This is a genomic window from Pseudomonas sp. UME65 (assembly GCF_014170225.1).
GTDB lineage: Bacteria > Pseudomonadota > Gammaproteobacteria > Pseudomonadales > Pseudomonadaceae > Aquipseudomonas > Aquipseudomonas protegens.
This window is the reverse complement of sequence record NZ_LZZQ01000016.1, coordinates 170964-187936: the sequence shown is the minus strand read 5'-3', so window position 1 is coordinate 187936 and position 16973 is coordinate 170964. Positions and strand designations below refer to the sequence as shown.

15 protein-coding genes and 1 pseudogene are annotated in these 16973 nt (G+C 63.2%); 5 read left to right on the top strand and 11 right to left on the bottom strand.

Features of this window, described 5'->3' with window-relative positions; all coding sequences use genetic code 11:
• Positions 1-41 precede the first annotated feature (41 nt).
• From A9971_RS26100 to A9971_RS26090, 3 genes are all read left to right on the top strand, one after another.
• Entirely contained in the window at positions 42-830 is a 789-nt protein-coding gene (locus A9971_RS26100; protein ID WP_015635469.1) for an SDR family oxidoreductase, read from the top strand.
• Between the two features lie 75 nt (positions 831-905).
• On the top strand, positions 906-1784 hold the full coding sequence (locus A9971_RS26095) for an alpha/beta fold hydrolase (RefSeq protein WP_182999894.1): 879 nt from the start codon (positions 906-908) through the stop codon (positions 1782-1784).
• A 58-nt stretch (positions 1785-1842) separates the two neighbouring features.
• The gene (locus tag A9971_RS26090) at positions 1843-2841 is read left to right on the top strand and encodes an NADP-dependent oxidoreductase (protein ID WP_161466859.1); all 999 of its coding nucleotides are present in this window, start codon (positions 1843-1845) and stop codon (positions 2839-2841) included.
• A gap of 205 nt (positions 2842-3046) precedes the next feature.
• Here the strand turns inward: A9971_RS26090 and A9971_RS26085 are convergent, their stop codons facing one another.
• Entirely contained in the window at positions 3047-3436 is a 390-nt protein-coding gene (locus tag A9971_RS26085; protein ID WP_259652276.1) for a hypothetical protein, read from the bottom strand.
• Between the two features lie 151 nt (positions 3437-3587).
• Between A9971_RS26085 and A9971_RS33350 the strand changes: the two are divergent.
• A pseudogene (locus tag A9971_RS33350) lies at positions 3588-3773 on the top strand (hypothetical protein); the annotation flags it as partial.
• 116 nt (positions 3774-3889) lie between these two features.
• Here the strand turns inward: A9971_RS33350 and A9971_RS26080 are convergent.
• The 6 genes from A9971_RS26080 to A9971_RS26055 all read right to left on the bottom strand — a co-directional run bounded on the left by A9971_RS26080 (position 3890) and on the right by A9971_RS26055 (position 11123).
• A complete protein-coding gene (locus tag A9971_RS26080) occupies positions 3890-4489 on the bottom strand; it encodes a LysE family translocator (RefSeq protein ID WP_169891728.1) in 600 nt (199 codons plus the stop codon).
• A 71-nt stretch (positions 4490-4560) separates the two neighbouring features.
• Positions 4561-6057 (bottom strand): efflux transporter outer membrane subunit, encoded by a 1497-nt coding sequence (locus A9971_RS26075; protein WP_182999893.1) that lies wholly within the window; start codon positions 6055-6057, stop codon positions 4561-4563.
• Positions 6058-6068: 11 nt separating this feature from the next.
• Positions 6069-7187, bottom strand: a complete 1119-nt coding sequence (locus A9971_RS26070; RefSeq protein WP_015635464.1) for an ABC transporter permease — start codon at positions 7185-7187, stop codon at positions 6069-6071.
• A 4-nt stretch (positions 7188-7191) separates the two neighbouring features.
• Positions 7192-8340, bottom strand: a complete 1149-nt coding sequence (locus A9971_RS26065; protein ID WP_019093651.1) for an ABC transporter permease — start codon at positions 8338-8340, stop codon at positions 7192-7194.
• A gap of 3 nt (positions 8341-8343) precedes the next feature.
• Positions 8344-10113, bottom strand: coding sequence for an ATP-binding cassette domain-containing protein (locus A9971_RS26060; RefSeq protein WP_041117996.1), 1770 nt, complete (start codon positions 10111-10113; stop codon positions 8344-8346).
• A complete protein-coding gene (locus A9971_RS26055) occupies positions 10110-11123 on the bottom strand; it encodes an HlyD family efflux transporter periplasmic adaptor subunit (protein WP_182999892.1) in 1014 nt (337 codons plus the stop codon). The genes A9971_RS26060 and A9971_RS26055 overlap by 4 nt, the downstream gene beginning before the upstream one ends.
• A gap of 111 nt (positions 11124-11234) precedes the next feature.
• Between A9971_RS26055 and A9971_RS26050 the strand changes: the two genes are divergently transcribed.
• Complete coding sequence (locus A9971_RS26050; RefSeq protein ID WP_182999891.1) at positions 11235-11870, top strand: TetR/AcrR family transcriptional regulator; 636 nt, start codon at positions 11235-11237, stop codon at positions 11868-11870.
• A 5-nt stretch (positions 11871-11875) separates the two neighbouring features.
• Here A9971_RS26050 and A9971_RS26045 read toward each other — a convergent pair whose 3' ends face one another.
• From A9971_RS26045 to A9971_RS26030, 4 genes are read right to left on the bottom strand one after another with little or no spacing between them, the layout of a single operon-like run.
• Positions 11876-12658, bottom strand: coding sequence for a thioesterase II family protein (locus tag A9971_RS26045; protein ID WP_011061085.1), 783 nt, complete (start codon positions 12656-12658; stop codon positions 11876-11878).
• Positions 12659-12661: 3 nt separating this feature from the next.
• The gene (gene pltF / locus A9971_RS26040; RefSeq protein WP_182999890.1) at positions 12662-14158 is read right to left on the bottom strand and encodes an L-proline--[L-prolyl-carrier protein] ligase; all 1497 of its coding nucleotides are present in this window, start codon (positions 14156-14158) and stop codon (positions 12662-12664) included.
• Positions 14155-15297 (bottom strand): L-prolyl-[peptidyl-carrier protein] dehydrogenase, encoded by a 1143-nt coding sequence (gene pltE / locus A9971_RS26035; RefSeq protein ID WP_011061083.1) that lies wholly within the window; start codon positions 15295-15297, stop codon positions 14155-14157. Before pltE ends, pltF begins: the two co-directional genes overlap by 4 nt.
• Before the next feature lies 1 nt (position 15298).
• Positions 15299-16933 carry an NAD(P)/FAD-dependent oxidoreductase gene (locus A9971_RS26030; RefSeq protein WP_182999889.1) on the bottom strand — a complete coding sequence of 545 codons (1635 nt, stop codon included), beginning with the start codon at positions 16931-16933 and terminating at the stop codon, positions 15299-15301.
• Between the last annotated feature and the right edge of the window lie 40 nt (positions 16934-16973).

Sequence of the window (16973 nt, the reverse complement as noted above, 5' to 3'; positions counted from 1 at the left end):
GAGCTGTCCGTTTTCACCCATTCTGAAAGAGAGATGACCCCATGAACACTCGCCCTACCGTTCTCATCACTGGCGCCTCCACTGGCATCGGCGCCATCTACGCCGAGCGCTTCGCGCAACGTGGCCATGATCTGGTCCTGGTCGCCCGCGACCGGGCACGCCTGGACGCACTTGCAGCCCGACTGCGCGGCGAACACGGGGTCGCCGTCGAGGTGATGAAAGCGGATTTGACCCAACTCAGCGATCTGACAACCGTTGAAAGCCGCCTGCGCGACGACGCCCGTATCGGCATCCTGGTCAATAACGCCGGCGCGGCGCTGTCCGGCAACTTCATCGAGCAAAGCACCGACAGCGTTGCGCAACTGGTTGCCCTCAACACCACGGCACTGGTGCGGCTGGCCAGTGCCATTGCCCCGCGCCTGGCCAAAGCCGGTGACGGCGCGATCATCAACATCGGTTCGGTGGTGGGCCTGGCGCCGGAGTTCGGCATGACGGTCTATGGTGCAACCAAGGCTTTCGTGCTGTTCCTGTCCCAGGGCCTGAGCCTGGAACTGTCGCCCCGGGGCGTGTACGTGCAGGCCGTGCTGCCGGCCGCCACCCGCACGGAAATCTGGGACCGCTCCGGCGTCGACATCAATACCCTGGACGAAATCATGGAAGTGGGCGATCTGGTGGATGCCGCACTGGTCGGTTTCGATCGGCGCGAACCGGTGACCATCCCGCCACTGCAACAGGCTGAACCCTGGGATGACCTGCAGAGCGCACGTCAGGGCCTGCTGGGGCACATCCGTCAATCCGAGGTTGCCCAGCGTTACCAGACCCAAGAGTGATCTTCAGGTAGCGAGCATTGGCGGCGGATTCGCGGCAGGCACTGCGACGAATCCGGTCCGCTGTTCGGAGTAGCAATGAATCCAACGCAGACAACCTTCCCCCCGGCTTTGCAGACGTCGTTCATCAACGCGGCGAACCAGTCGATCATGGTCAGGGGCATTCCCTTCGCCTATCGCGATACCGGTCCCGCGGGCGGCGTGCCCCTGGTGCTGTTTAACCACTGGGGCGCGGTGCTGGACCACTTCGACCCGGCAATAATCGATGGGCTGGCACAGACCCGGCGAGTCATCACCACCGACTATCGCGGCATCGGCGGCTCGGGTGGAACCGCTCCCCTGACGGTCGGCGACATGGCGCAAGACGCCATTGAGCTGATACAGGCCCTGGGGTTCAAGAGCGTCGATATCCTGGGCTTCTCACTCGGCGGTTTCGTCGCTCAGGACATCGCCCTGCAAGCCCCCCAGTTGGTGCGCCGCTTGATTCTCACCGGCACCGGACCGGCCGGCGGCACCGGTATCGACAAGGTCGGCTCGGTGACCTGGCCCTTGATGCTCAAAGGCTTGCTGACCTTGCGCGATCCCAAGTACTACCTGTTCTTTACCTCGACGCCCAATGGTCGTCGAGCCGCCTCGGAATATCTGCAACGCCTGAAAGCCCGCAGCAAGCATCGCGACAAGGGCCCAACGCCCGGCGCCTTCCTGCGCCAGTTGCAAGCCATCACCGCGTGGGGCAGACAGGCACCGCAGAATCTTGGGCGCTTGCGGGCGCCGACGCTGATCGTCAATGGCGACAACGACATCATGGTGCCCAGCATCAACTCTCATGCCCTGGCCAAGCGTGTCCCCAACGCACAGCTAGTGATGTATGAGGACGCCGGGCACGGCGGCATTTTCCAGTACCACGCGGACTTCGTGGCCAAGGTCCGGGCGTTCCTTGAGGACAGAGCCCCATGACAGCAACCCCACCCAAGCACCGCCCACACCTATTCCAACCGACAAGAGCCGCACCACGATGAAAGCCTTTCTAATTGATCGCTATGGCAAGAACAGTGGGCGCATGGGCGAAGCGCCCACGCCCACGCTGGGTGCCCACGACGTGTTGATCGAGGTCCACGCCAGCAGCGTCAACGTGCTGGACTCGAAGATCCGCAACGGCGAATTCAAGCTGATCCTGCCCTATGCATTGCCGCTCGTACTGGGCAACGACCTGGCGGGCGTCGTGGTTGAGGTTGGCCCCCAAGTGCAACGCTTCAAGCCGGGAGACGAAGTCTACGCGCGCCCGCCTGAAACACGGATCGGGACGTTCGCCCAGTGGATCGCCGTGAACGAAAACGCAATCGCCCTGAAACCTGCCAACACCAGCATGACCGAGGCCGCGTCGATCCCCTTGGTCGCACTCACCGCCTGGCAAGTGCTGGTGGAAACCGCCCAACTGAAAAAGGGCCAGAAAGTGCTGATCCACGCAGGCGCAGGCGGTGTCGGCACCCTTGCCATCCAGCTGGCCAAACACCTCGGCGCTTTCGTCGCGACCACCACCAGCACGGCGAATGTCGAATGGGTCAAAGCCCTGGGCGCCGATCAGGTGATCGACTACAAGCAGCAGAACTTCGAAAGCGTCCTGCATGACTACGACCTGGTGTTGAACAGCCTGGGCAGCGACGTACTGGAAAAGTCCCTCAAGGTCCTCAAGCCCGGCGGACAGCTGATTTCCATCTCCGGGCCACCCACGGTGCAATTCGCCCAGGAGCAAGGGCTGGCCTGGCCGTTGCAGCAGGTCATGCGCCTCTTGAGCTTCGGTATCCGGCGCAAGGCGCGCCAGCGGGACGTCCGCTACGCCTTTGTGTTCATGCGGGCCGACGGCGCCCAGCTGCAACAGATCACCGCGCTGATCGAGGCCGGAATCATCAAGCCTGTGGTTGATCGCAGCTTCAGTTTCGAATCGACGGCAGAGGCCTTGCAGTACGTCGAGCAGGGACGAACCAAGGGCAAGGTGGTGGTCAGGATCAAATGACCCCATCGCCGACCGATGACCCGACCGAGTCGACAAGAGCGCCTGGGCCCCGCGAGGCAACGTCAGCCCAGGCGCCGGAGAGGCCGGAGCCGCAAGCGCCAGCCGATGCTGTCGCGCTGCCACAGATCCTTTGGCGCCGCTTGATGCTGGAGCCGTAGCGAAACCGCGTGAGTTCGCCGGCGGTTCTGGCCGCGACCCAGGCCGGCTAAACCTCGGCCGACGCCCCCTCATCGGCTTCGCGCAGAATCCGTTCAAGCGCCGGCCGCGTCCACTTTTCCCAAGGCAACTCATCCTGCCCATCCCCCGGGTGACGATACTCTCCCGCATCAAACGCGAGGTAGATGGAAAAGGCCGGCTCGGGCATGTCAGCGTTCAAGGACACATCAACAATGTCACTGAACAAGGTATTCATGACCGCATCGCCGTAATGAAAGTCGCGCTGCCCCTCGATAAAGAGCCGGGCCACCGCCATGGCGACTTGATTGAAAAGAGCACACCGGTCTATCTGCATCCCGTCATACAGACGATTCAGGTCATGGCAGGAGTCGCTTTGAATCGCTTCCAGCACCTTGTGAAGCTCGGCTTCACTCAACATCCTCTGCATCCACTGGCCCACCGTTTGTCCGGAAGGCGCAGATTAGCATCCGCCAAACGCCCTGTTCATCGGATCAACGCCACCGCTCAGCGCCCGTGGGTGCGCGCCGTCCCAAAAACCGCCCCACTGGCGAGCAAAATCCCGGATGAAGGGGGTTGGCGCGTCTTACCTTGGCTTCCTGCGTGCAGGGCCTGCCGACCTTTGCGTAGCCAGCGCGGTGGCGAGCGATTTTTGTGCGCTCTACAACACCCCCGAGGAAGACCGGCAAGCCGTGGTTTCAACGGTTGTCGAGGCTGTTAGCGGTCGCACCCATGTGTGGCTGCGCTACGTGGAATGAGCCCCCGGGTGCTGGCGACAACAGAGCGGTGCTGGAACACGGGGGGTACAAGGGCCTCTCTCAACAGCGCCATTGCCCTAGCCTCACTTGGGCGCTGAAAGCCGCGGCAAAAACACCTACACCGCACGAACCACGGTGTAAGTGAGGGTGGCGGAAAACAGCGCCAGAACGACGGCGGTGCCCCGGGAAAACAGCGGTCCAGAAACCCGCCCCAGGTATTGGGCTCGAATGCCCGCCCCCAGCGAGACCCAGAGCAAGGCTATTGGCGCCAGTGCCAGGAAGAAAGCGCTCAATGACGGCAGGAAATCCCCCAGGCTGGCGAATGAGCTGGCCGGGAAGATCACACTGGCGAAGATCAGCCCCTTGGGGTTGAGCAAGGTCGCAATCAACAGGTGCCGTGGCCAGCTCTCAAAGCGCTCGGTGTGCTGGGCTCCGGTGGTAGAGGTCTTCCAGGTCTTCAAGGCCAGCGCCGCTATGTACAAGGCGCACAGCAGCTTGATCAGGTGGATCAGCCACGGGTAGTCGTGGGACAGCAGCACAAGCCCCCAGCCCCAGGTGCAGATCGAAACGGTGTAGCCGAGCATTTCGATCAACACCAGTGGCAGCGAGCGCAACACGCCGAACTTGAAGCCCGAGGCCAGCAGCAAGGTGTTTGAGGGCCCCGGCACTACCAGTATCAGGGACGAAAAAAGCGCGATCTTGTAGAGGTCATCCATTTGCATGGCTTCCTATTCCGTTAGGAAAGTGGGTCTGGGGGGAGTGCTGCCAGAGGCAGCGTTTCAGGGGCTCAGGTGGAATGCCCACCCATGGATTTGTAAATGCTGATCAGGTGAGTACGCAGTTGACTGTCGCTATTGACCAGGTCGCGCTGCGCCTCCAGCACGGTGCGCTGCGCTTCCAGTTCCTCCAGGTAGCTGGCCTCCCCGGCCGCGTACCGGACGCGGGTCCACTCATAGGTGCGGACCTTGCTGTCATAGCTGTCCTTGAGGTGCGCGGCACGCTGGTATTCGTTGTGGTAGCGGCTCATCGCATCGTCCACTTCCTGCCAGGCTGCCAGTACGGTCTGGTGAAATGCCACGGCCGCCTCTTGCTGTTCGAGTGTGCGCAGGACCACGGTCTTGCTGCGCCGCCCACGGTCGAACAGCGGCAGGTCCAGGCGCGGCCCTACCGACCAGGTGCGGCTGCTCCAGTCGGCAAACTGGCCGCTCTTGTAGGATTCGAAGCCGAAGTCGGCCCCCAGCATCACGCTCGGGTACAGTTCGGCCTCGGCCACTCCGATGCCCGCCGTCGCCCGGTGCAAGCGGGCCTGGGCCGCGCGGATGTCCGGACGCTCCCGGGCCAGGTCGCCAGGCAGGCCCAACTGCAGGTTGGGCAGCGGGCGGCTCAAGGCATTATCAGGCCGCTCCGCGAGCAAGGTTTCCAGGGCTCCGGGATGCTCCCCCAGCAACAGCGCAATACGGTTGCCCGCCTGGGTGTGCAGCGCCTTCCAACCCGGTATCTGTGCATGCAGCGAGGCCAGCCGTGCCTCTTGGCGTTCCACCGCGAACCCATCTTCCTCGCCCTCCCGGGCCTGGACGGCAACCACTTGCAGGTGCGCGGCCAGGATCTGTGCCTCCTGCTCCAGAAGACGGATCTGGCGCTGTGCGGTACGCACTTCGAAGTAGTTTCGCGCCAGCTCGCTGGAGACACTGAGCAACACGTCGTCCAGGGTCGCGGCCGCACCATCGACCTCGGCCTGGGCGGCTTCACCCAGGCGTGACACCCGCCCCCAGAGATCCAGCTCCCATGAAACGTCGAACCCGGCCTGGTACAGGCTATAAGGGTCGGTAAGCACCTTTTCCAGGGCATCACTGTCGCTGCCCAAGGCTTCAAGCATTCGATTGTTCGGCGCATACCGGCTTTGCCGGTTTCGCGAAGCCGCCGCGGAAAAGGACACTTCGGGCGTTTCCAGGGAAGCGACTATCTGGCGTTGCAACCGCACCTGGGCAAACCGCAGCAAGGCCGTGTGCAGGTCCGGGCTGCCTTCGCGCACCTGGGCCTGCAGCTGGTCCAGCACCGGGTCGCCAAACACCTGCCACCAGTTGCCGTCTGCGGTTTGCGAGGTGGTCGCCGGGGCTTTGCCCGGCACCGAAGACGCTGGCGGGCCACTGTGCCAATCCGTCCAGCGTTCCGGGCTGGGAACTGCCGGGGCCTTGAAATCGGGCCCGACGGTGCAGGCGGTGATGGCCAGCAGCATGGCCAGCGTCAGCCCATTACGCAGGTATCCAGAGTGAGTAGTTTTCATGACGTTCCTTATCACACCAATCGATTGCGAAACAGCCACGCAGCCAGCGGCAGGGTCACCAGCGCAACGGCAAACATGGGCACCAGGTTCCAGGACACATCCGCCAGCGTTGCCCCCTCCAGGTAGATCCTCCTGACCAGGTCGATGGCAAAGCGCAGCGGATCGAGATAGGTCAGCAGTTGCAGGGCCTCGGGCATGCTGTGCACCGGGGTGATCAGGCCGGAGAGCAGGATCAGCGGCATCATCAGCACGAAGGTGTACACCATGGCCTGCTGCATGTTGGCCGACAGCGCCGAGATCGACAGCCCGATGCCCACGCAGGCGCTGGTGAAGACGAACAGCCCCAGGTACAGGTCCAGCACGGAGCCGATCATGGGGATCTTGAACCAGAACAGGCCGATGAGGAGGATCAGGCTGGACTGCAAAAGACCGATCAGTACCGACGGCAGGGCCTTGCCCAGCAGGATCACGAAAGGCGTCAGCGGAGTCACCAGCAGTTGGTCGAAGGTGCCCTGCTCGCGCTCCCTGGCTACCGACAACGCCGCCAGCATCAGGGTCTGGATCATGCTCAGCGCGGCGATCAGGCCCGGCACTATGTTCCAGCGGGTTTGCAGGTTGGGGTTGAACCAGGCACGGGTCTCCAGGCGTACCGGCGCGTTGTCCACCGCCAGGAACTGCTGGTTGAAGTCAGCCACCAGGTTGGCGATATGCCCGGCCGCCATTCCCGCGGTCGTCGAGTTGCGCCCATCCAGGATCAACTGCAAGCCGGCGTTTTCATGCCGGCTCAGGCGCTCGTCGAAGTCTGCGGCGATATGCAGCACCAGCAAGGCACTGCCCCGGTCGATCACCGGGGCGATCTCATCGACGCTGGTCAGGGTCGACACTCGGGCAAATACCCCGGAGGCATCGAAGCGTGCCAAAAGCTCTGTCGAAGCGCGCCCCTGGCTCTGATCCAGCACGGCATAGGGCACGTAGTTCAGGTCGTAGGTGGCGCCGTAGCCGAACAGCAATGACTGGACGATCGCCGGGGCAATCAGGATCACCCGGTTGGCCGGGTCCTTGACGATGGCCAGGAACTCCTTCTGAAACAGGAACAGCAACTCGCGTAGGAAATTCATCAGCTTGTCCATGGCTTCAATCCAGCTTCTTGCGGGTGCACAGGCGTGCAGCGTTCAACAGGAACACGGCGTAGGCCGCGAGGATTGCGAGGTTCTTGGCGATCAATGGCCAGTTGTTGCCAGCCAGGAACAGGGTCTTGACCAGTTCCATGAAGTAAGTCGCCGGCAGGATCGAGCCCACCACGCGGATGAACGTCGGCACATTGCGCAGATCGAAGAGGAACCCCGAGAGCATCAGCGCCGGCAGGAAGCTGAAGATGATCGCGATCTGGCTGGCCAGGAACTGGTTGCGTGTCTTCGCCGAAATCAGCAGGCCAATGCCCAGGGTGACCAGCAGGTAGAGCATGGAGCTCAACAGCAGGAGCACCAGCGAACCCTGGATCGGTACCTCGAACAGCAACCGCGCCGAAACCAGGCACATCACCAGGCCCAGCAGGCCCACCAGGAAATAGGGAATGATCTTGGCCAGGAGTATTTCGATCGACCTGACCGGGGTGACGAACAGTGATTCGAGCGTGCCCCGCTCCCACTCCCGGGCCAGTACCAGAGAGGTCAGGAAGGCACCCACCAGGGTCATGATCAGGGCGATGAGCCCGGGCACCAGGTACCAGGTACTGCTGTTGGCGGCGTTGAACCACATGCGTTCGACGACCAGCACCCGACCGGCCGACTGGGGCTGCCGGGAGCGGTCGAACTGCTGCTGTTGCCAGACATTCAGCGCGCCCCTGACATAGCGTCCAAGGGTCGCCGCGCTGTTGGCATCGGCGCCATGCAGGAGCAATTGCAAGCGCGCATCCTGCTGTTCGAGGCGCCTGGAAAAATCCGCCGGCACGCGCACGATGCCGTCGACCCGACGCTTGTCCATCAGCGCTTGGGCCTCGGCCATGCTGGTCACCTGGACCACCGAGAAGTAGTCCGAACTCGCAAGCTTCGCCACCACGCTGCGGGCGCTGGGGGAGCTGTCTTCCAGGACCACGGCCAGCGGCGTGTTGCGAATGTCCAGGGACAGGCCGTAGCCAAATATCAGGATCAGTACGATGGGCAGGACAATGCCTATCGCCAGGTTGCTCTTGTCACGCATCAATTGGCGCAACTCCTTTCGGGTGAGCGCAATGAGCCTGCGCCTGAACCCTGAGGCGGATCGATTGGAGTCAGTCATGGTCATTCCTCACTGCACCGGGGCGCTGGCCTGGGCCCGAGCACGCTCGACCACGGCAATGAAGGCGCTGTTCATGTCGGCAAGCGACTCGCTGCCCTGGTGGCGTACCTGTTCCGGAGTGCCCAGGGCCAGCAGCCGTCCGGCATCCTGGATGACGATACGGTCGCAGTACTCGGCCTCTTCCATGAAGTGGGTGGTGATCACGATCGTCGTGCCGCTTTGCGCCAGGGCGGTGATACGGCGCCAGAATGCCCGGCGGGCCAAGGGGTCGATACCGCTGGTGGGTTCGTCGAGAAACAGGATCTGCGGCTCGTGCAGCAGCGCGACCGCCATGGCCAGGCGCTGCTTGTAGCCACCGGGCAGCTCGCCGCTGCGCAGGTGCTTGTGTTCGTCGAGGTCGAACTGTTCGAGCATCAACGCCACCCGCGCTTTCAGCTTCGCGCCGTGCAGGCCATAGGCGCCGCCGAAGAAGCGCAGGTTCTCCAGGGCCGACAGGTTCGCGTACAGGGCGAACTTCTGCGAGACGTAGCCGATCTTGCGCCGCGCCGCCGCCCGTGCGGTGCGCAGGTTGACGCCAGCCACCTCAAGGTGCCCGCTGGAGGCGGGAAGCAAACCGCAAAGCATGCGAAACGTGGTGGTCTTGCCGGCTCCGTTGGGGCCCAGCAAGCCGAATATCTCGCCCTTCAACACCTCGAACGAGGTGCTGGCAACCGCGGTGAAGTCCCCGAACTTGCGCACCAGGTCGCGGACCTCGATGACCACCGCACGCCCAGAGGCAGCGTCGCCCTGGCCGTCGCTGGCGGGCGCCTGCGCCGGCTCGTCCAGGCTTGCAACGCTGCCAACCTGTTGCCGGAGCAACACCATGAAGCCATCTTCGAGGCGGGCCTCCAGCGCCTGGGGAGAGGCCTGGCCAGCCAGGGATGGAATGGCCTGCAGAGGCACCTGGGCGCTGCGGATAAAGCGAACCATGCCGCCTTCGGGCACGGCATCGATGATGTGTTCATTGTCGTCAAGCAAGCGCGCCTGCAACAGCCTGGCCGGGGTGCCGGCCTCGGGGCCGACGCCATAGCACAGGCCCTGCGCCAGATGGCACAACTGCGCCGGTGGCCCCTGGGCGATCAGCCGCCCCTGGTACAGCACAAAGACCTGGGCGCAACGCTGGGCCTCGTCCATGTAGGCAGTGCTGATCAGCACCGTGAGGTTTTCCTGCTCGATCAGTTGTTCGATGATGCTCCACAGTTCCCGCCGCGACAGCGGATCCACCCCCACGGTGGGCTCGTCCAGCAGCAACAGTTGCGGTGAACGGACCAGGGTACAGGCCAGCCCCAGTTTCTGTTTCATGCCGCCGGAAAGCTGTCCGGCCAGCCGGTCGCGAAAACGCGTCAGGTCCATCATCTGCAGCAACCGGGAAAAGCGCTCCTCGCGCTGCTGGGCGCGCACGCCATGCAGGTCGGCGTAGAGTTCGAGGTTTTCCTGGATCGTCAGGTCTTCGTACAGGCCGAACTTCTGGGGCATGTAGCTGATGAGGTCCTGCACCTGCTGCGGATCTGCGGCGACGTCCAGCCCCAACACCTTCAACAGCCCTTCGTCGGCCTTGAGCAAGCCGGCAATCATCCGCAACAGGGTGGTTTTTCCGGCCCCGTCCGGCCCCACCAGGGCACTCAACTTGCCACTGGGCACCTCCAGAGAAACCTGCTCCAGAGCCAACTGTTCTCGCGTTCCACTGCGAAAGCGCTTGACCAGTTCAACAGCCTGAACCGTTACCGCTGGCGCGCTCATGGCGTGGCCCCGGCCACCGGTGCCTGGTCAAGGTAGACAGTCGCCGGCATACCAAGCCGCAGGCGATCGTCAGGGTCCTTGACCAGCACCCGGATCTCGTAGACCAGGCTGGTGCGCAGGTCTTCCGTTTCCACCGACTTGGGGGTGAATTCGGCAACCGAGGAGATGTAGCCGACTTTGCCGTCGATGGCCTGGTCGGGAAAGCTGTCGGTGTAGACCCGCGCCATCTGGTCCGCACGTATGTGGCCCAACTGGCGTTCGTTGACATAGGCCCGTACCCACTTGGGGTCGGTCAGGGCCAGGGCAAACACCGGGCGCTGGGGCGAGGCCATATCCCCCGGCTCCAGCAGGCGCGTGCGGATCCTGGCCTGGGTCGGTGCCTTGAGCTGAGCGCGCGCCAGGTAATGTTCCAGCAGGTCCAGGTCGGCCCTGGAGGCTTGCAGGTCGGCCGTGGCCTGGGCGATGTCTTCATTGCGTGGGCCGATCTTGGCCAGGGTCCAGGATTCGCGCTGCTCCTGCGACTGGGCCTTGGCCACTTGCAAGCGGGCGGCTGCCTGGTCCAGGCGTTGCTGGCTGACGCCCTTGCCCTGGGTGTCGTCGGCGATCCTGCGCAGGCGCTGCATGTGCAGTTGAGCCAGTTGCATTTGCGCCTGGGCGGCATCAAAACGTGCCTTGGACTGCTCGACCTCTTGAGGCCGTGTGCCATTTTTCAAGCGCAGCAGCGCCTGTTCCTGGGCGCCGATCCTGGCCTTGGAGCGATTTATTTCCAGGCGCAGTGTGCGTGTGTCGAGTTCCGCCAGGACCTGGCCTGGCTGCACCAGGTCGCCCTCTTCGGCATACAGCGCGGCGATTCGCTCACTGCCGTCGAACGCCAGGGACACCTGGCGAATGTCGACGTTGCCATGGAGCTTGAGGTGGTCGTTCTGCTTCTCGGGGCGAAGGAGAAACCAGGAAACACTCGCTGTGGCCACCAGCAGTACGGCAACCCCTACAATCAACTGCTTCTTCATCCATGAGTCCTTTGTTTGCCAAGGCCTAATTAAAATTCAATTTGAATTTAAATTAGAAAATAACAGATACTGGCCATGAAGCAACCCCCCGCTCAGACCACGAGGAACATCATGAACACGCGACGCAGAACCAGCAGAAGCGACGGCGAACACACTAAAATCCGCATTCTCGAAGTGGCTGCCCGCCTGTTTGCCCAGCATGGCTATGCCAACACCGCGAGCAAGCTCATCTGTGAAGAAGCCGGCGCCGACCTCGCCGCCATCAACTACCACTTCGGTAGTCGGGAAGCCCTGTACAAGGCGGTGCTGATCGAGGGACACAAGCAGCTGGTGAGCTTCGAAGCCCTGTCGCAGTTGGCGCAAAGCGAAGAGCCGGCGCTGATCAAGCTCGATAGCTTCATCGATGCCATCGTCACCCGGGTGCTCGATGAGCAGAGCTGGCAAAGCAAAGTCTGTGCACGGGAAATACTGGCGCCCACTGTCCATTTCACCAGCCTTGTGCAAGAAGAAGTGATGCCCAAATTCCGTCTGCTGGAAGCGCTCATCAGCGAGATCACCAGCTTTCCGATCGGTGACCCGGCGCTGGCGCGTTGCACCATCAGCATCATCGCGCCCTGCCTGATGCTGGCGGTGATAGATCGCCAGCAGCCCAGCCCGCTGCAAGCCGTCCTGCAACACGACGCCAACGCCCTGAAAGCCCACTTCAAGCTGTTCGCCAGGTCCGGCCTCGCGGCCATTGCCCAATAGTCGGCTCACACCGCCAGACTGCCAGGCTGATTGTGCAGGGCGCTGCCCAGCACTGTTTTGACCCGCGACATGACCTGGGCGTCGAGAAAGAAATGGCCACCGGCAAACACGAACTGCTCGAAGCCGCCCAGGGTGTAGCGCCGCCACTGCTGCATCTGCGCAGGCGGCGCAATCAGGTCCTGGGCGCCGCTCAGGCAGATCATGCGGGTGTCCAGCGGCTGCGGCTGGGCACCGGCGTAGGAGTAGACCATCTGTATGTCGGCCTGAATGATGGGCAGGTACATCTGCATCAGGTCCTCCTCGGCCAGCACCACCGCCGGCACGCCCCCCATGGCCTGCAGCGCGGCGATGGCCTGCTCTGCCGGCAGCTGGTGCAGCGGTGCTACCCGTTGCCGCACATGGGGCGCAACCATGCCCGAGAGCATCAGTTGCTGCGGCATCGGCAACCGCCGCTCCTGCAGCACGCCGGCGACAGCAAAGGCCAGCAAGGCGCCCATGCTGTGGCCGAAGAAACAGCAGGGGATATCATCGCCAAACTGCTCCAGGCAGTCGGCCACGTCATTGGCCGCCGCCTGCATGTCGCTGTAGCAGGCCTCCTGGCTGCGACCCTCGCGGCCCGGCAACTGCAAGGCATACAGGTCGACCTGGTCGTACAGGGGCAGGAACCAGCGATGAAAGACCGAGGCCCCGCTCCCGGCATAGGGAAAGGTGAACAGGCGCATCTTGCCCCGAGGCCGGCTGGCATAGGGAAACCAGGCGTCCTTGGCCACGCGTGATGGAGTTCCCATGGGTCAGCCCTCCACCTGCCTGGCCAGGGCGAAGCGATCGACCTTGCCATTGGCGTTGCGTGGCAGTGCGTCCAGGCACAGCACCTTGTCGATGATCATGTAGCGAGGCAGGCGCTGGGCGCAGTGGCGCTTGAGGTCGATCAGCGAAAGAGCGCCCCGGGTGTGAGCGACCAGCACGCCCCACAACTGCGCGTTCATCCCCTCCCCGACCACCAGCACGGCGGCCTCGCTGACCTGGGGATGGGCCAGCAGCGCGGCTTCGACTTCCCCGCGCTCGATCCGGTTGCCACGCACCTTGAGCATGTCGTCACGACGCCCCAGGTATTCGTAGTTGCCGTCAGGCCGCTGCCTGACCATATCGCCGGTCTTGTAGGGCCCCTCCTGAGCCGGCTTGGCGAAATAGCCCAGCATGACCGTAGGCCCCTGCACCACCAGCTCACCTTCTTCACCCACTGCGCAGCGGCTGCCATCAGGCTTTTGCGCCCACACCTGGTTGCCGGAGGCGGCCGTGCCGATGGGCACCGGGAGCACGCGCTCGGGATCGATGGCGCCGACCTCGAATGCGGTGCACACATTGGTTTCCGTGGGGCCGAAGAGATTGGCCAGACGCACATCGGCATAGGCCGCGCGCAGGTCACGCAGGTGCTTGATCGGAAAAGGCTCGCCGGCGAACAACAGTACCCGCAGGGTGTCCTGGATATCGCTGAGCAAGTCGCCGTCTTGCATCATCATCATGAGTACCGAGGGCACCGAGTACCAAATGCTGATTTCGTGCTGGCGGATGAAGTCGGTCAGCAGCCGCGGCGAGAACGCGATCGACTCGGGAACCAGGCACACCGTCGCGCCCACATTGAGCGCGCAGTAGATGTCCAGGACCGACAGGTCGAAATGCAGTGGGGCATGGTTGGCGAAACGCTCGCCAGGCTGGAAGCAATAGCGCTCGCACGCCCAGTCGACGAAAGCCAGGGCATTGCCGTGGCTGAGCGCAACCCCTTTGGGCACGCCGGTGGACCCGGAGGTGTAGAGGATGTAGGCCAGATCGTCCGGCTGGATGTCCAGCGTCGGCACTACGCTGGAGCCGGTATCGATGTTGCGCCAGTAGCCGGCGCTGGCCGGGTCGTCCAGGACCACGCTGCGCACCTGGGCAAGCGCGGAGCCGGCAAGTTCTTCCTGGCGTGCCGCGGTGCAGAGGACCAGCACGGCCTGGGAATCCCCGGCGATCTTTTCCAGGCGCGACACCGGGCTCAGAGGGTCCACCGGCACATACACCACCCCCAGCCGCAGGGCCGCCTGCATGACCGCCACCAGGTCCACCGACTTGTGCGCCCAGAGCAGTATCCGCTGCCCCTGGCCGACCCCCAGGGCACAGAGCATCGCCACGAATTCCCGGGTCCTGAGCTCCAGCGCCTCGTAGCTCAAGGCATCCTGCTCAACCACCACCGCCGTCTGCCGCGGGTAGCGGGCAAGGCTGTGCATCATCCGTTCATGGAGCAGCTTCATAGCTTCAGCTCCCGGGCAATGATCTCGTGCTGCATGTCGCTGGTGCCGGAAAAGATCGTAGTGCCGATGGAGTCGCGCAGCATCGCCTCGATCCCGAAAGACTCCAGGCAGCCCCGGCCGCCGAAAATCCTCACCGCATCGATGCTCGATGCCAGCGCCCCTTCACTGATGGCCAGTTTCGACAGGGCAATGTTGAGCTGCCCCGGATCGCCCTGGTCCATGCCCCAGCACGCCCGGAACAGCAGCAACCGCGCCGACTCCAGGCGCAGCTTCATTTGCGCGATACGGTGCGAAACCGCCTGGTTGTCGCCAATCGGCTTGCCAAACTGGCGCCGGGTGCGCGCATGCTCGATGGTCTGTTCCAGTTGCCGCTCCATCATCCCCAGGAACGCTGCGAACAGGCAGGCACGCTCCCAGCCCATGGAGCTCTGGAACACCTGCCGGCCCTGCCCCTCCTCACCCAGGCGGTTGACCTCAGGAACCCTGCAATCGTCAAAGAACACTTCACCCGCGGGGCAGCTTCTCAGGCATACCTTGTCCAGGGGCTCACTGACCCTGAGCCCCGCACTGCTGCGGTGGACGATAAAACCGCTGACCCCCAGGGCACCGTACTCGGGCTGGGTGGTGGCATAAGTCACGAAGATGTCGGCAATCGGCGCATTGCCGGCAAAGCTCTTGTGGCCGTCAAGGCGATAACTGCCATCGGCCTGGGGCCAGGCACGGCTCTTCAAATTGCTGGAGTCGGAGCCGGCCTCGGGTTCGGTGATCGCGTTGGAGCCGATGAATTCACCGCTGGCAAGTTTGGGCAACACATCGCGTTTGGTTTCCGCTGTTGCGAACTCGACGATCGGCATCGCACAGGCAAACTGGTGGGCCGCCGCCGCGAACACCAGGCCCATGTCTGTGCAACCCAGGCCAAAGGCGTGCATGGCAATGGCCGTCGACAGTGCACCCAGGCCCTGGCCACCGTATTCCCGGGGAATCGACAGCCCCAGCAATCCGGCCTCGCCGCAGATCGCCCATTGCCGGGCAGTGAAATACCGCGAGTGTTCATTGCCACAGGCCGCCAGTTGCTCGGCACACACCTGGGCGATCATGGCCGCATGTTTTTTCTGGGTATCGTCGTAGTTGAAGTCCATTTCAACTCTCCTTGCGCAGGGAAGGTTTTCTGAAGGATCGATAGAAAATCAGCCGTCCGACCTCTGAGGGCACTTGCATCAGGCCCCACCAGAGCGCCTTGAGCTTTCTCAAGGTGGTCAGTTGATAGACACGAGCGTGAGGATTAGCAAAATCAAAAATAGGCGGAACAAAACTGGCGTTGGCAAGCTCCGCAAAGATGCTGCTCGCCGCGTGCGCAGCAGAGACCTTGGCGCTTTTGACGTCATCACAAAGGCCCAGCGTAGTGTTGAGAATATCCTTGTACCCCTGATACAGAGGCATCCAGAAACCGTCCTCTGCGAGCTGGTCGATTTCATCGAACACTTGCGGGTCCAGGTCCTTGGCAAAGGCATCGTTGATCTTGCGCGCGGTGATGGTGGCGGCAATCGACTGCAGCAGCCAGACACGGGCGAAGGCATTCCACAACTCGGGGTCGCGAAACGACACATAGGCCGCCGAGGCGATCCGGTCACTCAAGCTGATGATGCTGTCCTGGGTCAGGACAAAATCATTCAGGGCCGGGCTGCGATAGTCACCGCTGTGCGCCGCCTTGATCAGCCGGTGCGCCAGGGCCAGAACCAGTTCCGCAGCATTGGACAGCTTGCGCGAGAACAACAGATCGTTGCTCGCGGCGCCCTCGTCGAACATCAGGCAGCGGCGTTCGAGCGCCGTGCGATAGACCTGCCGGGGCGGCTGGCGCAGCACCCACTCGCGCACCCGCCGGGCGCCGGACAGGTGCCGCCCCAGGCCGGGGTACAGCTCGATCAGGCCGGCCAGGACCTGGTCGCCGTCCATGCTCGGGCAGAGGTCCTCACGCAGTGAAACCAGCACGCTGACCAAAGGGTTGCGCGAGTGCTGATGGTTGTTGAACGGGATGACCCCCACCCAGCCCCCATCGAACACGTGATGCAGAGTGCCGCCATGCCACTGGCCGGGAAAATCGCCCTGCACGCACTCATCGAACGGCACCACCCCGAGCATATGAGTGGAGAATTCCAGGGTCCGGGTCTTCTGCGTCGAAGCCTGGCTGACCAGGCCAGCCTGCCGCGCCAGCACCTGGCCGCCCTGGCTGCCATCAACCATGAAATCGGCAGTGACCCAGCGCCCCAGTGCCGTAGCTACCTTGACCCCGCTGTCCTCGACCAGCACCTCTGGGCTGTTATCGATCTCCACCAGCTGCGCGCCATAACCGATGGCCGCCGCCAGCAGATAGGCATCGATATCGGGCCTGAACAGATGGTTCTCGCCATGCTCGGAGGGCACGTTGAATTGCAGCGCCTGGCCCAGGTCCACCGCCCGGCTGCGCTGGTGATAGATGAACCCGAGGTTCTTCTTGACCCCGGAAGACGGCATCACCTTCTGCTGGATATCCCGGGTGCGGGCGATATTCTTTATTTCCGGCACGCCATAGCGGTCGGCAATCAGCTCGAAAATCATCGAGGTATAGGGAATCGTCGCCTCACCGGTAAGGTCGGGGGGCATCTGCCGGTTGCGCAACAAACCGACCCGGACCTTGTTCCGGGCCAGGCAGGCGGCGAGCATGATCACGCTGATGCTGTTGCCCGCCAAGAGAATGTCGTAATGCTCTGGCGCCTTGCCAGACTGCACATCGTTCATAACCACCTCAATCACAGATCATGGGTCTGGGTTGCACTGC

Coding starts and splice junctions, on each gene's coding strand:
- A9971_RS26085 (WP_259652276.1), bottom strand. CDS start 3,436: ATGTTGAGTGAAGCCGAGCTTCACAAGGTGCTGGAAGCGATTCAAAGC.
- A9971_RS26065 (WP_019093651.1), bottom strand. CDS start 8,340: ATGACCATGACTGACTCCAATCGATCCGCCTCAGGGTTCAGGCGCAGG.
- pltF (WP_182999890.1), bottom strand. CDS start 14,158: ATGAAGCTGCTCCATGAACGGATGATGCACAGCCTTGCCCGCTACCCG.
- A9971_RS26060 (WP_041117996.1), bottom strand. CDS start 10,113: ATGAGCGCGCCAGCGGTAACGGTTCAGGCTGTTGAACTGGTCAAGCGC.
- pltE (WP_011061083.1), bottom strand. CDS start 15,297: ATGGACTTCAACTACGACGATACCCAGAAAAAACATGCGGCCATGATC.
- A9971_RS26090 (WP_161466859.1), top strand. CDS start 1,843: ATGAAAGCCTTTCTAATTGATCGCTATGGCAAGAACAGTGGGCGCATG.
- A9971_RS26100 (WP_015635469.1), top strand. CDS start 42: ATGAACACTCGCCCTACCGTTCTCATCACTGGCGCCTCCACTGGCATC.
- A9971_RS26030 (WP_182999889.1), bottom strand. CDS start 16,933: ATGAACGATGTGCAGTCTGGCAAGGCGCCAGAGCATTACGACATTCTC.
- A9971_RS26075 (WP_182999893.1), bottom strand. CDS start 6,057: ATGAAAACTACTCACTCTGGATACCTGCGTAATGGGCTGACGCTGGCC.
- A9971_RS26055 (WP_182999892.1), bottom strand. CDS start 11,123: ATGAAGAAGCAGTTGATTGTAGGGGTTGCCGTACTGCTGGTGGCCACA.
- A9971_RS26070 (WP_015635464.1), bottom strand. CDS start 7,187: ATGGACAAGCTGATGAATTTCCTACGCGAGTTGCTGTTCCTGTTTCAG.
- A9971_RS26045 (WP_011061085.1), bottom strand. CDS start 12,658: ATGGGAACTCCATCACGCGTGGCCAAGGACGCCTGGTTTCCCTATGCC.
- A9971_RS26095 (WP_182999894.1), top strand. CDS start 906: ATGAATCCAACGCAGACAACCTTCCCCCCGGCTTTGCAGACGTCGTTC.
- A9971_RS26050 (WP_182999891.1), top strand. CDS start 11,235: ATGAACACGCGACGCAGAACCAGCAGAAGCGACGGCGAACACACTAAA.
- A9971_RS26080 (WP_169891728.1), bottom strand. CDS start 4,489: ATGGATGACCTCTACAAGATCGCGCTTTTTTCGTCCCTGATACTGGTA.